Genomic DNA, 16,754 nt, shown 5'->3' with positions numbered 1-16,754 from the left:
GATGAAAGCATATTCGAAAGATGAAATTGTTGAACAAGCGAAAGAATTAGCAAAAATGATTTCTGAAACAGAAGAAGTTGATTTTTTTAAGAAAGCAGAGGCGCAAATTCATAAAAATGAAAATGTAAAGCGCGCAATCGATGAAATTAAAGCACTGCAAAAACAAGCAGTAAACTTGCAACATTACGGGAAATGGGAAGCTTTAAAAAAGGTAGAAGCTGAAATTGATGCATTGCAAGATAAGTTAGACAGTATTCCAGTCGTACAAGAATTTAAATCTTCACAAACATACGTAAATGACTTATTACAGTTAGTTGCTAGTACAATTTCTAACAACGTAACAGATGAAATACTAATTTCAACTGGTGGCGATGTACTTAAGGGTGAAACTGGTGCAGCGGTAGAAAGTAAAAAAGGAAATTGTGGTTGTTAAAGAGATGTCATATTGACATCTCTTTTTTTTAGTTGATTAAACGTAAGCTCTTCTCAAAAAAAGAATGACACATTCCGCTATTGTCACGCATATGATTAAGTGAATAGTGATTGAGGAGGGTTACGAATGTCCGAATTTAGAGAGATTATTACAAAAGCAGTGGTTGGAAAAGGACGTAAGTATACAAAGTCAACGCATACATGTGAATCGAATAATGAACCAACAAGTATTTTAGGGTGCTGGGTAATTAACCACTCGTACGAAGCAAGAAAAAATGGGAAGCATGTGGAAATTGAAGGTTTCTATGATGTGAACACTTGGTATTCATTTGATGGAAATACAAAGACTGAAGTTGTAACAGAACGCGTGAACTACACGGACGAAGTAAGCATTGGTTATCGTGATAAAAACTTTTCTGGTGACGATTTAGAAATTATTGCTCGTGTTATTCAGCCACCAAATTGTTTAGAAGCGCTTGTATCACCAAACGGTAATAAAATTGTTGTAACTGTAGAACGTGAATTTGTAACAGAAGTAGTTGGAGAAACGAAAATTTGTGTAAGTGTAAATCCTGAAGGCTGCGTAGAATCAGATGATGATTTCCAAATTGCTGATGATGAATTTGAAGAATTAGATCCGAACTTTATCGTTGATGCAGAAGAAGAGTAATAGAAAGCTAGGGAGAAGTTCTTCCTAGCTTTTTACTTTATATAAGTGGGGCTGAATGAACATGATTCTTTATGAAATATGTTATAATGAAGATAGACTCCTGAAATAGGAGATATGGATGTCCGTGAAATGTGACATATATGAAAATTGATTACTATGTAAGAATTATGGAGGAAAAGTATGACGCAATATACCCCTATGATACAGCAATATTTAAAGGTTAAGGCAGACTATCAAGATGCCTTTTTATTTTTCCGATTAGGCGATTTTTATGAAATGTTCTTTGAAGATGCCGTTAAAGCAGCTCATGAGCTTGAGATTACATTAACGAGCCGAGATGGTGGCAGTAGTGATCGTATACCGATGTGCGGTGTACCCCATCATGCAGCTAAAAACTATATTGAACAACTTGTTGAAAAAGGATATAAAGTTGCTGTTTGTGAGCAAGTGGAAGATCCAAAAACAGCTAAAGGTGTAGTGCGCCGTGAAGTAGTACAACTAATTACGCCAGGAACGATGATGGAAGGGCGTACAATTGATGAGAAAGAAAACAACTTCTTAGCCGCATTAACACATTTTGAAGATGGATCATATGCTTTAGCTTGTAATGATTTAACGACTGGACAAAATACAGTAACATTGTTAACTGGTTCAGTAGAAGATATTTTATTGGAAGTGTATGCAACTGGTTCGAAAGAAATTGTTGTAGATTCTTCATTTTCTAAAGATGAATTAAATAAATTAACTGAAACGTTAAAAATGACAATTTCATATGAAGATGCAACGGCAATTCCTGAAGGGTTAGAACATCTTGTGAAAAATGTTTCGCAAGCAAAGTTAATTAAAGCAATTGGACGCTTATTTAACTATGTGATAAGAACGCAAAAACGTTCATTAGATCATTTACAACCTGTAGAAATTTATTATACGAATCAATTTATGAAAATTGATGTGCATTCAAAGCGAAATTTAGAGTTGACAGAAACACTTCGAACGAAAGAAAAAACAGGATCATTATTATGGCTATTGGATAAAACAAAAACAGCTATGGGTGGTCGTATGTTAAAACAGTGGATGGAACGTCCACTTATTCAGAAAGAAAAAGTTGAAGAGCGTTTAGAAATGGTTGAAACATTTGTAAATGATTACTTCTTACGTGAAGATTTAAAAGAAAAATTAAAAGAAGTATATGATTTAGAACGTTTAGCAGGAAAAGTTGCATTTGGTAATGTCAATGCAAGGGACTTATTACAGTTAAGACGATCTTTACTTCAAGTGCCAGCTATTTTAGAAGCGATTAGTTTGTTAGATAATGCTTATGCAGCAAGGTTAATTCAAGGAGCGGATCCATGTGAGAGCTTAACTGAATTACTAGGAAGAAGTATTCAAGAAAACCCACCGCTTTCTATTAAAGATGGAGATATTATTAAAGACGGTTATAATGACAAGCTTGATCAATATCGTTACGTTAGTAAAAACGGAAAAACGTGGATCGCTGAGCTTGAAAAACGAGAGCGTGATATTACAGGAGTTAAATCGTTAAAAATCGGGTACAACCGTATTTTCGGCTACTACATTGAAGTGACGAAGGCGAATCTTGCAGCACTTCCAGAAGGCCGCTACGAACGAAAACAAACGCTTGCTAATGCTGAACGTTTCATTACAGATGAACTGAAAGAAAAAGAAACGTTAATTTTAGAAGCAGAAGAAAAAATTGTACAATTAGAATACGATTTATTTACAGCGCTTCGTGAAGAAGTAAAAGTATTTATTCCGAAATTACAACATTTAGCAAAAGTAATTAGTGAATTAGACGTACTGCAAAGTTTTGCGACAGTTAGTGAAGAAGAACAGTTTGTAAAACCTGTACTAACAACGAAGCGTGAAATCTTTATTAAAGATGGTCGTCATCCTGTCGTTGAAAAAGTATTGAACGGGAAATTGTATGTACCGAATGATTGTATTATGCCAGAGAAGATGGATGTCTTTTTAATTACAGGACCAAACATGTCTGGTAAAAGTACGTATATGAGACAATTAGCACTTGTAACTGTTATGTCGCAAATCGGTTGTTTCGTACCAGCAACAGAAGCAGTATTACCTGTATTTGATCAAATCTTTACGAGAATTGGTGCAGCGGATGATTTAATATCAGGTCAAAGTACATTTATGGTCGAAATGTTAGAAGCGAAAAATGCAATTGCAAACGCATCAGAAAGAAGTTTAATTTTATTCGATGAAATTGGACGAGGTACATCTACGTATGATGGTATGGCACTTGCACAAGCAATCATTGAACATATTCATGACCAAATTGGTGCAAAAACGTTATTCTCTACGCATTATCACGAATTGACTGTGTTAGAAGAGAGTTTAGATCAACTGAAAAATGTACACGTTTCAGCAATTGAAGAGAATGGAAAAGTAGTATTCCTTCATAAAATTCAAGATGGAGCAGCTGATAAAAGTTACGGAATTCACGTTGCGCAACTTGCAGAGCTTCCAGATAGCTTAATCGCCCGCGCGAAAGAAGTGTTAGCACAACTGGAAGGACAGGAAGAAATTATTATTCCAAAGCGTGTAGAAGTAAAGGTACAAGAAGTTGTTCCAGAACCTGTAGTTGTAAAAGAAGAACCGGCAGAAATACAAGAAAAGAAAGAAGAGACTGAAGAAGAGTCACAACTATCTTTCTTTGGAGGAGACCAATGTTCAAAAAAACAAGACAAGCCTGTGCTTGATCAAAAAGAAAGCGCAGTACTTGCGCAAATTAAAAAAATTGATTTACTTGATATGACACCTTTAGAAGCGATGAACGAATTGTATCGCTTACAGAAGAAGTTAAAGAAAGGATGAGTAAGTAGATGGGGAAAATTCGCAAACTCGATGACCAACTCTCTAACTTAATTGCGGCAGGGGAAGTAGTAGAGCGCCCTGCTTCAGTCGTAAAAGAACTTGTGGAAAATTCTATCGATGCGAATAGTACATCTATTGAAATCCACTTAGAAGAAGCTGGGTTATCGAAAATTCGTATCATTGATAACGGTGATGGTATTGCAGAAGAAGACTGTATCGTCGCTTTTGAACGCCATGCGACGAGTAAAATTAAAGATGAAAACGATCTGTTTCGCATAAGAACACTCGGTTTCCGCGGTGAGGCATTGCCGAGTATTGCCTCTGTTAGTGAATTAGAATTAATTACTAGCACAGGTGATGCGCCTGGTACACACCTCATCATTAAAGGTGGAGACATTATAAAGCAAGAGAAAACTGCGAGCCGAAAAGGAACAGATATTACAGTACAAAACTTATTCTTTAATACACCAGCGCGTCTTAAATATATGAAAACCATTCATACGGAGCTCGGGAATATTACAGATATCGTGTATCGTATTGCAATGTCACATCCAGAAGTATCGATAAAACTGTTTCATAATGAAAAGAAATTGCTTCATACGTCAGGAAACGGTGATGTAAGACAAGTACTTGCATCGATTTATAGCATTCAAGTTGCGAAGAAGCTTGTTCCAATTGAAGCCGAATCTTTAGATTTCACAATTAAAGGCTATGTAACATTACCAGAAGTAACGAGAGCATCTCGTAATTATATGTCAACGATTGTAAATGGTCGTTACGTTCGAAACTTTGTACTAATGAAAGCAATTCAGCAAGGATACCATACATTACTGCCAGTCGGCCGGTATCCAATTGGCTTCTTATCGATTGAAATGGATCCAATGCTAGTTGACGTTAACGTACATCCAGCGAAGTTAGAGGTTCGTTTTAGTAAAGAACAAGAATTGCTAAAGCTGATTGAAGAAACATTGCAAGCTGCATTTAAAAAAATACAGCTTATTCCAGATGCAGGTGTAACAACAAAGAAAAAAGAAAAAGACGAAAGTGTGCAAGAACAGTTCCAGTTTGAGCATGCGAAGCCGAAAGAACCATCTATGCCGGACATCGTTTTACCGACTGGCATGGATGCAAAACAAGAAGAACCGCAGACTGTGAAACAGCCAGCGCAGCTTTGGCAACCACCGAAGCAAGAATGGCAACCACCACAGTCGCTCGTGAGAGAAGAACGAAGTTGGCAACCATCCACTAAACCGATAATCGAAGAACCGATTCAAGAAGAGAAATCGTGGGACAGTAATGAAGAGGACTTTGAACTAGAGGAATTAGAAGAAGAAGTTCGGGAAATAAAAGAGATTGAAATGAACGGGAATGACTTACCACCGCTTTATCCAATTGGACAAATGCATGGAACATATATTTTCGCTCAAAATGATAAAGGCTTATATATGATTGACCAGCATGCCGCGCAGGAACGTATTAATTATGAATACTTCCGTGATAAAGTAGGAAGGGTAGCGCAAGAAGTACAAGAGTTACTTGTACCGTACCGTATTGATCTATCTCTTACTGAATTTTTACGTGTCGAAGAACAGTTAGAAGAACTAAAAAAAGTCGGGCTATTTTTAGAACAATTCGGCCATCAATCCTTTATCGTCCGCTCGCATCCAACATGGTTCCCGAAAGGACAAGAAACAGAAATCATCGATGAAATGATGGAGCAAGTTGTTAAACTAAAAAAAGTTGATATTAAAAAGTTACGTGAAGAAGCTGCCATCATGATGAGCTGTAAAGCATCCATTAAAGCAAATCAATATTTAACGAACGATCAAATATTTGCTTTACTGGAAGAACTTCGTACAACAACAAACCCATACACATGCCCACACGGAAGACCGATTCTTGTGCATCATTCTACTTATGAGTTGGAGAAGATGTTTAAGAGGGTTATGTAGAGTGAATAAAATTACATTTCAAAAGGGAGCAACATTTACTGTTGCTCCCTTTTAATATGTAGATTTAATTGTTAGACGAGAATATGGTGAAGTAATTTTGCAGTTTATTTCTTGGTTGCGTTAGCTTAAATTTATCTATGTATAAAAAAGCGCTGTATACAGCACTTTTTAAAAGGTGCATGAATTGTATAATAAAGATTTCTACATTACTAACCAAATAACTATGCATGGCCAAATGTTGCTTCTTATTTGGCTAATTGTTATAAGGATCTATACAATTATTTATTTTTATTAGTATTGATTTTTTCAGTGTATAGAACTTGCTCTTTATAGTGCTTCTTAATTGGAAAGTTATGTGTACCTGTCCCGTTCTTGAATTTTTTGTCAATGGGGTTCTTTAGAGGAACTGTTGTAGTTTCAGTAAATTCATATGGGTAATTTATTTTAGATTTATCTTCAAACATGAAAATGCCTCCTTTTAGGATCTCCTAAATTCTTTACTATAACATGATATGCATATAGATATTTTTTGGACTAGTTATTTATATAGGTTAATGGAATTTAATTATATAACTACTGAAACATTTTAAAGGAAAACAATTTGAGAAAGAAATGGTATGAATAGCTGTTGGCTCTTATTGTTTTTTTTTTGTTTGACAGCACAGTGAATTATGTATATAAATTCAATATAGATTGTTTTTATAATATGGTTTATATGGGATTTTCCTGATAATATAATGTGGAATATTATAGTATTATTAGGTTATTAGGAACATTTAATGCTGTTTCATAACTGAAAGGGAATTGAAAAAAAACTGAAACTTTTCTCATAAAAATTCAATCTAACTTGAAAAATGAAAGGAAAATGAAATTTTCCAAAAGATATTCTTTGTTAAGATAAAAAGCATACATACAAAAAGTATTGACATATCTTAAAAATGTATTTTCAAGATATAGTGGGGGAAAAGATGAGATTAGAAAAACAATTAATAAAAAAGATGTATTATGAAACATTCCTAATGGAGAATGAAACAAAACCAACTCTTGACGTACTTGGACAAGCTTATGTAAACGAAGAAAAAAATGAGATTTCTGATGGGTCTTATATTCGTTTTGCACAAGGTGAATTTTATTATCGTCATCAAGATTTTGAAGCAGCTATTTTTAAATGGGAGAAGGTTAGTAATGAATTAGCACCATGGGCACAAAAAAATATTGCGGATGCTTATTTCGAACTTAATCAGTTATCATTTGCTGAAAATATTTATACTTCTATTACCACTGATAATAAAATATTGATGACCGAAATTAGACTACAATTACTTTCTCTTTACATTGAGCAAAATAATTTTGACTCAGCTTTCGGTGTTATTAAAGAAGCAGTTTCTTTAAATCCTGATTATCCGAATGTCACAAAAATTGCCCGTTCCTTTTATGAGGAACAGCAAGATTTTGATAGTGCAGTAGAGCTTGCTGTGAATGAGTTAATTCGCATAGAATCGTATCCTTGGTTTGAGGTGTTAAAAGGATATATCGATAAAGGGTTTACTAAACATATTTCACCAGACTATTTTTATGATGCATTAGCTACATTAAATAATGTAGATCAAGTACAATTTACGCAAATGGTTTCATCACTCTGGAACAGTTATAAAAATGAAAAAAATTACTTATTGTGGCTTAACACAATAAATGAATTTTTCTTACATATTGAAATACATTCGTCCGATATATGGAACAAAGTTTCTGCTCTTTACGAAGAAACGTACTTTGCATTAATTCAAGGTCAATATACGCTTAGACAATTAAACGATATCATACCAAATCTGTTAGCAAATTGGTTAAAGGTAGTCAATCCATCTTATGCTGTATTTCCATCTGCAGCTGTATTGGCATGGGATGAGATTTTCCCTTCCAAAATAGATTCAGCAAATATAGAACATGCGGAAAACTTACTGTCACATTCTATTAATCATGTAAATGGCTTAGAGTACAGCTTACACCTTTTTGAATCTATTACACAATGGGCACAAAAGCACAATATAGAAATAGGTCACCGGTTTAAATGGCTAGTTGACGAGCTCGCAGATTTAAGAACAAATCGTATTTTAGTAACGGGAACTTCAGGAAACGGAAAAACTACATTTATTAACTCTATATTAGGAGAAAATATATTAGAAAAATCAATTTCAAATGTAGTAGTTTTAAAAAATGATGCTCATATAGAAATAAACGCTATAACAGACTCAGCAATTACAACAACGGAAGATGTCTCTGATTACCATAATATGATGTCTCAGCACCATCAAACATATAGAGATAGAGCGTGTGTTGAATTTAAATTACCATGCAGATTTTTAAATGAAAATAAACTTACATTTGTAGTGACACCTGGCTTTAATAGGAATAACGACACTAGAGATGAGATATTCGAATATTTAAATTCTGTAGACGAATTACTATTCGTATTGAATGCGGATTCACCTTTTACTGATAAGGAACGCGACATTCTATTAAGTATTCAAGAACATACGCCAAATTTACAAATTCATTTCTTATTAAATAAAATCGATAACATTTACAGTGAAGCAGAAGTGAAAAGGGTATTACATGATACGGCAACGAGAATAAACACATATTTCCCGCATGCGAGAATTTTCCCTTATTCTTCGTTATATACAAGTAGTCAACAATTAAATGATTTAACTGAGTTTATTCATTTTAACTTTAATCATAAACATATAGATGCAGAACGTACTGAAAAGTTATTATATTTCATTCGAAAAACAATTACATATCTTTTGGATAAACGTGTTGAGAAAGAAAACAATCTAGTGGATGCTATTAATTGGAATGAAGATATGCTAGTGAAACTAAACGGTAGCATTAATAACCTTACTGCATTTGAGCGGGAAAAAATTCATCTCATTACACAATCATATCGTTCAATGAAAACTGAAATTACAAATGATCTTACTGAAAATATTCCGAAGATATTAAAGAGCTGTTCTAATTTAATTAGTGAAGAAAGTGATTTCGGGCACATGGATACGGAACTAAATAAAGCAATGAATGAAAGAGTGCATAAATATTTAGAACAAACTGTATTACCTAATCTTGCTCTTTCTATGCAAAATTGGATTGCAACTTCTAATAATGAGCTTCTTCAAAGTCAAACGTATTTAGAAGAACTTAGTGAAGGGCTTAATTCACTATTTGGAGAAAATAGAATACAGTTAGAATGTGACTTTAAAGTGCTTGATGACTGGCGCAGAGATACTGACAGGATGACGACTAGAATACAAATGGATGAAGTAAATATTTTACGTCGATTTACGCCAGCACAATTTTTACTGAAAAGTGCCGGTAAATTATTTGGAGTTCTTCCTAAAAATAAATCTATGCTATATAACAAATACAAACAGTATGTAGAAAATGAAGATTATACTGAGGTAACGGCTTCTATTATGAAGAAATTTTTCTTGCAATTTGAGCTGTTTGAAAACACACAAGAGCGAGATATTAATATATTCTTTAGGAATCCATTTAACTCCTTAAAGCAAGCTGTAGAAAACACGCATATAGAAATACAAGAAAAACAAGAGATATTACATAAGATGAAATCAAATCCTGAAATCTATCATGATTCTATCATGCTCTTTGAATTGAGATTGCGTCAATGTGAAGTAATTTTAAATATTGGTAATGATAATACCTATACGGATGTAGCTTTAGAAACAAGCGTAGAATAAAAGAAAAAGGGAGCAACTGTAATAAGTTGCTCCCTTTTTCATATATAGATTATTTTTCTGTTTCTTTAATTTTAGTTTGTACTTCGCCAGTTTTAATTTTATTGCTTTCTGAGAAGCGTAATAAATCGCCTTCAATAATTTTGTCAGACATTCGTAATTCATTTTGGGCACGTTTAATGAGGGCTTGAGCTTCTTTTTTTGGTAAATCTACAATTTCACCTGTTATACGGTCGTAGAAAGTGTTGTTTTTGTATGCATACTTATCTGTAACGAAGCTACCATCACGTAAAACAACAAAGCCAGTATATTCATCTGAAAACATATCATGGCCAAAACGAATATCATTCGTAGAATCAATACCTAATAAATTTAGAATAGTAGGTTTCATATCGATTTGTCCCGTAGGCTTTGAAATAGTTTGACCTTCTGTTTGTCCAGGAATATGAATATATAAAGGCGTACGTTGTAAATTTAAAGTATCAAATTCTGTTATTTGATCTTTTTCTAAAAACTGTGCCATTGCACGATTATGTTTTTCGGAAATACCATAATGATCACCGTATAACACAATAATAGAATCATCGTAAAGCCCCTCGGCCTTTAGACGTTCAATAAATTTTTTAATTGATTCGTCTAAGTAACGTGCTGTTACGAAGTAACGATCAAATACGCCATTACCAGAGTTGTATGGTTCAATGAATTTTGTATCTTCATCATACGTAAATGGATAATGGTTTGTTAAAGTGAGGAAACGAGCATAGAATGGTTGATTAACAGTTTTTAATATATCTACTGATTGATCAAAGTATTCGATATCTTTTAATCCCCAATTTAAATTTGTTTCTGGTGTAATTTTGTAATCAAGCTCATTATAGTAACGATCATAACCAAGAGCAGAGTACATGATATTACGATTCCAAAATGTTGCGTTATTCGCATGGAATACAGAAGTGAAATAACCTTGCTGACGTAAAATTTCTGGAGTCGCAGTATAATCATTGTTACCGTGTGTGAAGAATACAGCCCCTCGATTTAATGGATACAACGACGTATCGATTAGAAATTCAGAATCGGATGTTTTCCCTTGACCAGTTTGATGGAAAAAGTTATCAAAGTAATAACTTTCATTTATGAATTCATTTAGGAATGGTGTAACTTCTTGCCCATTGACTGATGCGCCTATTAAGAAGGTTTGCAAGGATTCAAGAGTGACTACAATTACGTTTTTTCCTTTCGCTACACCAAACATATTAGGGTTTGGCTCGCTTTGGTTTGCTTTTACGTAGTTTTCAGTTTCTTGTAATTTACTACTATCAGCAAGCGCTTTTTGTGAACCGGCTTTTACGTGCAGTGTTAAGTCATATACTTGGTGAGTATATAAGCCTAAATTTTTGACAAGCATGACTCGGTCGAATGATCTCGTTAATAATTCGGGGCGCTCTTTTTCTGCAAGATGTAGATTCGCAAAGAATACACCAATTGTTAAAAGAAAGTATAACAAGCGTGTAGAATGAGTTACACGTTCGGTTTTAAAGACCAATGATTTCTTTTTTAATAAAATAAAGAAGAAAACAATGTCTACGAATGCGAGTATAATTTTGTAGTTTAATATTTCTATAATACTGCCGCCTAATTGTCCAAAGTTTGAGGTTTGTCCAAGTACTGGTAATGTAACGAAATCACTATAAAAATCATAGAACATTACATTTCCAACGAGTACGATTGTTAATAAGAAATTAATGCATAGCGCTATATAATTTCGCTTTTCACCAGTTGAAAATAATGCTAATCCAACAAATGCTAATGATGCGGCTAGAGGACTAATAAACAAAATAAGCTCTTGCGTTGAAGACTCGATTTTTAAATCAAAACTGAATCGCGTAATAAGATATGTTTTTAACCATACTGCTAAAGCCATTATTATAACAAAGCTTATATTTTGCATTTGTAAATTTATTTTATTCTTCATTTTTACACCTTCTTTATACAATTTATTTAACTGAAGTTATATATTATGTTTTTATAACTATTAGAGTGTAATGAACCATTTAGACTCTGTTTTCTAAAGGGAATAATTTGAAGTATTCATATACATACAATGGGGATTTTTAAAGCGTAGTAGCATAAATATAACTCTTTTTGAGAAACGGGCAGAACAAGTCATAGTTGTAGTGAAATTGACTTATAGACATCCTACCATATTAAACACTATGATGATGTTACAAAATATCGAACAAATGAAAGTGAAAATGGATAGAGACTTTTAAAACTGTTGACATTCAATTTATTAGAATTGAATACCAACAGTTTTAAATATGTAGTTATATTACATATGTATCTTGTAAAATTCCGATTTTTTGTCGGTTAATCATTAGCCGGGAAGGATAGGGGGCTTATTAATATATTTTTACTATATAAGTAAAGTGTTTTGAAATTAGGAATATTTGACTAGAATCTTAATGATAGAAATTAAATGTCAGATAAGTACTTTCCAACATACAGACCACTTGCAGCTGCTTGAGATAATGAGTGCGTAACGCCTGAACAATCTCCAATTAAAAATAGCCCATGTATACTAGTTTCAAAATGATTATTAATTTTTATCGTAGGAGCATAGAACTTTCCATCAATTCCATATAGTAAAGTATGTTGATCAATAGGTTCTTGTATAAATTGTTCTAAACGTAATAAAAATTCTTTGAGCCCTTCAATATATAATTGAGGAATTTCTTGATTCAAATCTCCATAATCCCCCTGTAGTGTAGGCTGTATACGGCTATGTTCCATGCTGTTTTCCGCCGTAGGTTGTTTCTTTAGTAAGTCCTCTAAGCGCTGTATAACAATCCGATCTCGTCCTTGGTTAATGCCTTTAATAATTGAACTTGCGTATACATTTGCTTCTTTGAGAGTTGGAAAATAGCGAGGAATAAATAAAGTGAAATTTAAATTAGAAGTGCCAGTTCCTTGCTCTCGAAAATTTTGACCGTCAGGCATAACTAAACCTTCTTCGTACTTTCGAATGATGCGTCCTTTTGGATTCATACAGTAAGTAGTTGCTGTGAAATGCTCACCTTGATAAGAAAGTTTTGTTTCAAAAGTATCTTTTAATATAGAACGTAATTGATGTTCTTTCATTTCTACTCTAATTCCTAAATCTACACGTGTTTGCTCCTGAGAAATATTTAGGGAACTGCACATTTCTTTTAACCAATCGGCCCCAGAGCGCCCAGTTGCAAATACTAGTTGCTTAGTTTGAACTGTTCCTTGATTTGTATCTATTGTAAAATGATCTTCCTGTTTCAGAATATGTTGTACATCTATATGAAATTGGATCTTTATTTTCGTCAGTAAAAATTCATAGAGCTGCTGAAAAATGTTACTGGAAAGTGTAGTACCAAGATGTCTTACTTCTGTTGTTAGCATTTGTAAACCACACGCTTCAGCTCTCTTAGTGAGACTTGAATTTTCAGTAGAATATTTTGAAACCGAACTTCCACCAAACTGACATAGAATTTCATCTACTTCAGCCATGAGGTGTATAAAACCCTCTTTACCGACTTTTTTCTCAAGTTCTCCGCCAAATCCGTTTGTATAATTAAATTTCCCTTCAGATTTGCCTAAACCACCAAACCCGAAATATTTATCACATGTAGTACAATTACACACTTTTCCTTCGTCTAAAGGACAATGGCGATCTTCTAGCGCTTTACCTTTATCAAGAATTAAAACTTTTTTGTTACTTTTAGCTAGTGAATAAGCCATAAAAATGCTACTTACTCCAGCGCCGATAATCGTAACATCATACATATTCTTTCACCTGCTAACGAATAGTTTGTTTTTTATTTTTCTAGTGTATAACAATTTTATGAAGTTAAGAAATAGCTTTTATTAATAAAGTGGGAGTTTTTGAACTTGATGCTTTATTAATTTCTACGAGTGGTGGAGTAAATACAAAAATTTTTATTTGAAAGAAGAAACAGTTTAAAAAATAACTATGTCATATGATTAATAACATCTTACATAGAAAAAACAGACCTTTTAAGTGAAGAGGTCTGTTAATGATTTTAAATCTTATTTAGCAAACACATGGTTACCAATTACTGCTACTGTTTGACGTGTCGTAATCCACTTGTCCGTTGATGTTTTTGGATTGTAGAAATAAATCCAGTCTGAATCTACTCCATTTGTGGAGATAGCCTCTTCTACAGCCATTTTTGCTTCTGCACTTGCAGGTTGATTAATTCTTCCATCTGTAACAGGAGTAAATGCATATCCGTATTTAATAGGTTCATAAATAACGCCTGTTATTGTATTTGGAAAACCTTTTGCATTTACACGATTTAGTATAACTTTGGCTACTGCTACTTTTCCTTTATAGGATTCGCCACCTGCTTCAGCGGTAACTAAGCGTGCCATTAAGTCTTTTTCTTTTTGTGAAATACTTGAGTTGATTTTTAAATGTTGTCCTGTATAAAGCTTGTTTCCGACTGTATTGTTAATTTGTTTTATAGATTGGACAGTGACATTGTAACGCTTTGCTATCGTTTCTAATGAATCTCCCGGTTGTACTTGATAAATAATTTGTTCAGAAATGTTCGCAGGCTTGGCGTTTTGAGGAACAGTGATTTCATTTGATTTCACGGACCCTGGAATATGTAACTGTTCGCCAATAAAGGTTTTATCGTTTCCTTTATTATTAGCCTGTTTAATGGATTGTATTGAAACTCCGTATTGTTTACTAATGCCCCAAAGTGTATCGTTCTTTTTTACTGTATGAATGGTAGAAGCTTCAGCTGTACTTTGACTACATACGAATGTAATTGCGGCCGCAGATAAAGGAATTATATGTTTTATTTTTAGTAATTTCATTGTAAATCCTCCTAAGAAAAAATTAAGGTGAAACGATTAAGTAATGTAGTTTGAAATGTGTATATGCGTAATATATTAATGTAAGTATATTAGCACATATAAAATAAATAATCACTATAAGTTTCATATTCGTTTAGTGTAGAGTCAGAATATGAAATATTGCATATGAAAATACATTGAAGTTCATATTTCTGATTACTATAATCTATTTAGTAGAAAGGGAATACGTTATAGAATAAATCATTATAGGTCAATATAGTGATTAATAATTATTAATAGGAGGATTGATGTAATGAAAATATTTCAAAAAATGTGTGCGTCAACTGTAATCATTACAACACTTTTAGGAACAGGAGGCACTATCAATAGTGTATATGCTGATTCTATAGAACAGCAGAGTAAATTAGGGATAGAACAAGAAACAGATAAGCAAATCATTGTAAAATTTAAAGCGGATTTGGATTTGCCATATGAAGATGGTATTGAAAAACAAATACAATCTCAAACGAATGATAAAGTAATAAAAGATCTTTTGACAGAATATCCAGATGTAACATTTACTCGTTTATTCACATCTGTAAGCCCGGAACAAATACAAAACCTTGAAGTGAAAGCACCTAATCATGTATCTACAAGTTTATTAAACTACTATATTCTTCAAAATCAAAATAGTGGGTATGAAGAAGAAATAGTAGATAAGTTAAAGGCATCTTCTTTAATAGAAGATGCGTATATGAAGAAACAAGAGAAAATAATGCCACCTGAAGTGCAATCATCAAGTGTAGCTCTTAATCCTAATAACAATCCTAGATTTAAAAAACAAGGTTATCTTGAAGCAGCCCCATACGGTATTAATGCGCCTTTCGCCTGGGGAATTCAAGGCGGTAATGGAAATGGTATTACTTTTGTTGATATGGAATACGGATGGCTATTAAATCATGAGGATTTATTACATCAAAATATTGAATTAATGTCTGGAAGAAATATAAATCAGCATGTCGGTCATGGGACGTCTGTACTAGGAATTGTATCCTCTGAGGACAATGAAGTCGGGAATATTGGGATTGCGCCAAAAGCGAAAGCAAAGGTTATCTCTCAAATAAGAGATAACGGACAGTATAATACGGCTGATGCAATATTAAGCGCTGTAAATCAGTTAGAAGCTGGGGATGTTTTATTATTAGAGGCGCAAGCATCCTTTGATGGATATGGTGATAAATATTTACCTGTTGAAGTACAACCAGATATTTTTGATGCAATTCGTGCTGGTACAGATAAGGGAATTGTAATTATAGAGGCTGGAGCAAATGGGTGGAATGATTTAGATCAGTTCAAAGATAGAAAGGGTAAGCAAGTCTTAAATCGTAATAGTAAAGATTTTAAAGATTCGGGTGCAATTATGGTAGGAGCTGGCTCTTCATCTTTCCCTCATGAACGTATGTGGTTTTCGAATTATGGAAGCCGTATTGATGTGTACGGATGGGGAGAAAATGTAGATACAACTACAGCCGAGCAAAGTAGAAGTGCTGTAAATCTTTATACTTCAAGCTTTAGCGGAACATCTAGTGCTTCGCCAATTATTGCTGGGGCAGCGACTTTAGTACAAAGCATTGCTAAAGAAAATTTAGGACAACCATATAGACCAAGTGAACTAAGAGCAATATTAAGCAACCAGAGCACAGGAACAAAATCTAAAGATCCATATGCAGATAAAATTGGTGTTTTACCAGATTTGAAGTCTATACTAGTAAACTTAGGTTATGAACAAAGAAAACCAAATGGTGGAAATGAGTTACAAGTAACAGAAAATGAACCAAACAATGAGCCTAGACAGGCAAATAAAGTTAACTTTCATACACCGGTGAAAGGAACGCTACATACTAGTGATAGAGTAGATGTATTTACTTTCCAAATTGACTCGCCGGAAAATATTAATATTTCTCTACTAAATAAACAAAATATCGGAATGACATGGGTACTTCATCATGAATCGGATTTAAATAACTATGTAGCATATGGTGAAAATGAAGGAAATGTAGTTAAAGGAACTTATAATGCAAAGCCAGGAAAATATTATTTATACGTCTATAAATATGAGAATAAAGATGGTTCATATGTATTGAACATAAAATAGGCAAAAGGAACTTCAGATGAAGTTCCTTTAAATTTTTCTAATTTAGTATATGTGAATGATTTTTTAACTTTACTTCTATGCAATATTTCATA

The 16,754-nt window shown here is 33.4% G+C and carries 10 protein-coding genes; 6 read left to right on the top strand and 4 right to left on the bottom strand.

What is annotated here, in order from left to right; translation table 11 throughout:
- Window position 1 precedes the first annotated feature (1 nt).
- The 4 genes from ACTJJY_RS08870 to mutL all read left to right on the top strand — a co-directional run bounded on the left by ACTJJY_RS08870 (window position 2) and on the right by mutL (window position 5,907).
- Window positions 2-433: a RicAFT regulatory complex protein RicA family protein gene (locus ACTJJY_RS08870; RefSeq protein ID WP_000649387.1), complete on the top strand. Its 432-nt coding sequence runs from the start codon at window positions 2-4 to the stop codon at window positions 431-433.
- A 126-nt stretch (window positions 434-559) separates the two neighbouring features.
- Complete coding sequence (gene cotE / locus ACTJJY_RS08865; protein ID WP_001288799.1) at window positions 560-1,102, top strand: outer spore coat protein CotE; 543 nt, start codon at window positions 560-562, stop codon at window positions 1,100-1,102.
- A 180-nt stretch (window positions 1,103-1,282) separates the two neighbouring features.
- Window positions 1,283-3,955 carry a DNA mismatch repair protein MutS gene (gene mutS / locus ACTJJY_RS08860; protein ID WP_440605389.1) on the top strand — a complete coding sequence of 891 codons (2,673 nt, stop codon included), beginning with the start codon at window positions 1,283-1,285 and terminating at the stop codon, window positions 3,953-3,955.
- Window positions 3,956-3,963: 8 nt separating this feature from the next.
- A complete protein-coding gene (mutL, locus tag ACTJJY_RS08855; RefSeq protein WP_440605388.1) occupies window positions 3,964-5,907 on the top strand; it encodes a DNA mismatch repair endonuclease MutL in 1,944 nt (647 codons plus the stop codon).
- A gap of 278 nt (window positions 5,908-6,185) precedes the next feature.
- Here mutL and ACTJJY_RS08850 read toward each other — a convergent pair whose 3' ends face one another.
- Complete coding sequence (locus tag ACTJJY_RS08850; RefSeq protein ID WP_089171654.1) at window positions 6,186-6,371, bottom strand: hypothetical protein; 186 nt, start codon at window positions 6,369-6,371, stop codon at window positions 6,186-6,188.
- Between the two features lie 504 nt (window positions 6,372-6,875).
- On the opposite strand from ACTJJY_RS08850, the gene ACTJJY_RS08845 reads away from it, so the two are divergent.
- Window positions 6,876-9,659 carry a dynamin family protein gene (locus ACTJJY_RS08845; protein WP_200458030.1) on the top strand — a complete coding sequence of 928 codons (2,784 nt, stop codon included), beginning with the start codon at window positions 6,876-6,878 and terminating at the stop codon, window positions 9,657-9,659.
- A 49-nt stretch (window positions 9,660-9,708) separates the two neighbouring features.
- Here the strand turns inward: ACTJJY_RS08845 and ACTJJY_RS08840 are convergent, their stop codons facing one another.
- The 3 genes from ACTJJY_RS08840 to ACTJJY_RS08830 all read right to left on the bottom strand — a co-directional run bounded on the left by ACTJJY_RS08840 (window position 9,709) and on the right by ACTJJY_RS08830 (window position 14,528).
- A complete protein-coding gene (locus tag ACTJJY_RS08840) occupies window positions 9,709-11,628 on the bottom strand; it encodes an LTA synthase family protein (RefSeq protein WP_440605387.1) in 1,920 nt (639 codons plus the stop codon).
- A 500-nt stretch (window positions 11,629-12,128) separates the two neighbouring features.
- Window positions 12,129-13,466, bottom strand: coding sequence for an NAD(P)/FAD-dependent oxidoreductase (locus ACTJJY_RS08835; RefSeq protein ID WP_440605386.1), 1,338 nt, complete (start codon window positions 13,464-13,466; stop codon window positions 12,129-12,131).
- A gap of 264 nt (window positions 13,467-13,730) precedes the next feature.
- On the bottom strand, window positions 13,731-14,528 hold the full coding sequence (locus ACTJJY_RS08830) for a cell wall hydrolase (protein ID WP_000771003.1): 798 nt from the start codon (window positions 14,526-14,528) through the stop codon (window positions 13,731-13,733).
- Between the two features lie 292 nt (window positions 14,529-14,820).
- Between ACTJJY_RS08830 and ACTJJY_RS08825 the strand changes: the two genes are divergently transcribed.
- Window positions 14,821-16,662: a S8 family peptidase gene (locus ACTJJY_RS08825; protein WP_440605385.1), complete on the top strand. Its 1,842-nt coding sequence runs from the start codon at window positions 14,821-14,823 to the stop codon at window positions 16,660-16,662.
- Window positions 16,663-16,754: the final 92 nt, after the last annotated feature.

Source organism: Bacillus sp. 22475 (genome assembly GCF_052044835.1).
GTDB classification, from domain to species: Bacteria; Bacillota; Bacilli; order Bacillales; family Bacillaceae_G; genus Bacillus_A; species Bacillus_A cereus.
The sequence above is the reverse complement of the archived record's forward strand: the minus strand, read 5'-3'. Positions and strand labels throughout refer to the sequence as shown.

What these genes read in the sequence shown, in the direction of transcription:
- ACTJJY_RS08870 (WP_000649387.1), top strand. Translation starts at nt 2, where the DNA reads ATGAAAGCATATTCGAAAGATGAAATTGTTGAACAAGCGAAAGAATTA.
- cotE (WP_001288799.1), top strand. Translation starts at nt 560, where the DNA reads ATGTCCGAATTTAGAGAGATTATTACAAAAGCAGTGGTTGGAAAAGGA.
- mutS (WP_440605389.1), top strand. Translation starts at nt 1,283, where the DNA reads ATGACGCAATATACCCCTATGATACAGCAATATTTAAAGGTTAAGGCA.
- mutL (WP_440605388.1), top strand. Translation starts at nt 3,964, where the DNA reads ATGGGGAAAATTCGCAAACTCGATGACCAACTCTCTAACTTAATTGCG.
- ACTJJY_RS08850 (WP_089171654.1), bottom strand. Translation starts at nt 6,371, where the DNA reads ATGTTTGAAGATAAATCTAAAATAAATTACCCATATGAATTTACTGAA.
- ACTJJY_RS08845 (WP_200458030.1), top strand. Translation starts at nt 6,876, where the DNA reads ATGAGATTAGAAAAACAATTAATAAAAAAGATGTATTATGAAACATTC.
- ACTJJY_RS08840 (WP_440605387.1), bottom strand. Translation starts at nt 11,628, where the DNA reads ATGAAGAATAAAATAAATTTACAAATGCAAAATATAAGCTTTGTTATA.
- ACTJJY_RS08835 (WP_440605386.1), bottom strand. Translation starts at nt 13,466, where the DNA reads ATGTATGATGTTACGATTATCGGCGCTGGAGTAAGTAGCATTTTTATG.
- ACTJJY_RS08830 (WP_000771003.1), bottom strand. Translation starts at nt 14,528, where the DNA reads ATGAAATTACTAAAAATAAAACATATAATTCCTTTATCTGCGGCCGCA.
- ACTJJY_RS08825 (WP_440605385.1), top strand. Translation starts at nt 14,821, where the DNA reads ATGAAAATATTTCAAAAAATGTGTGCGTCAACTGTAATCATTACAACA.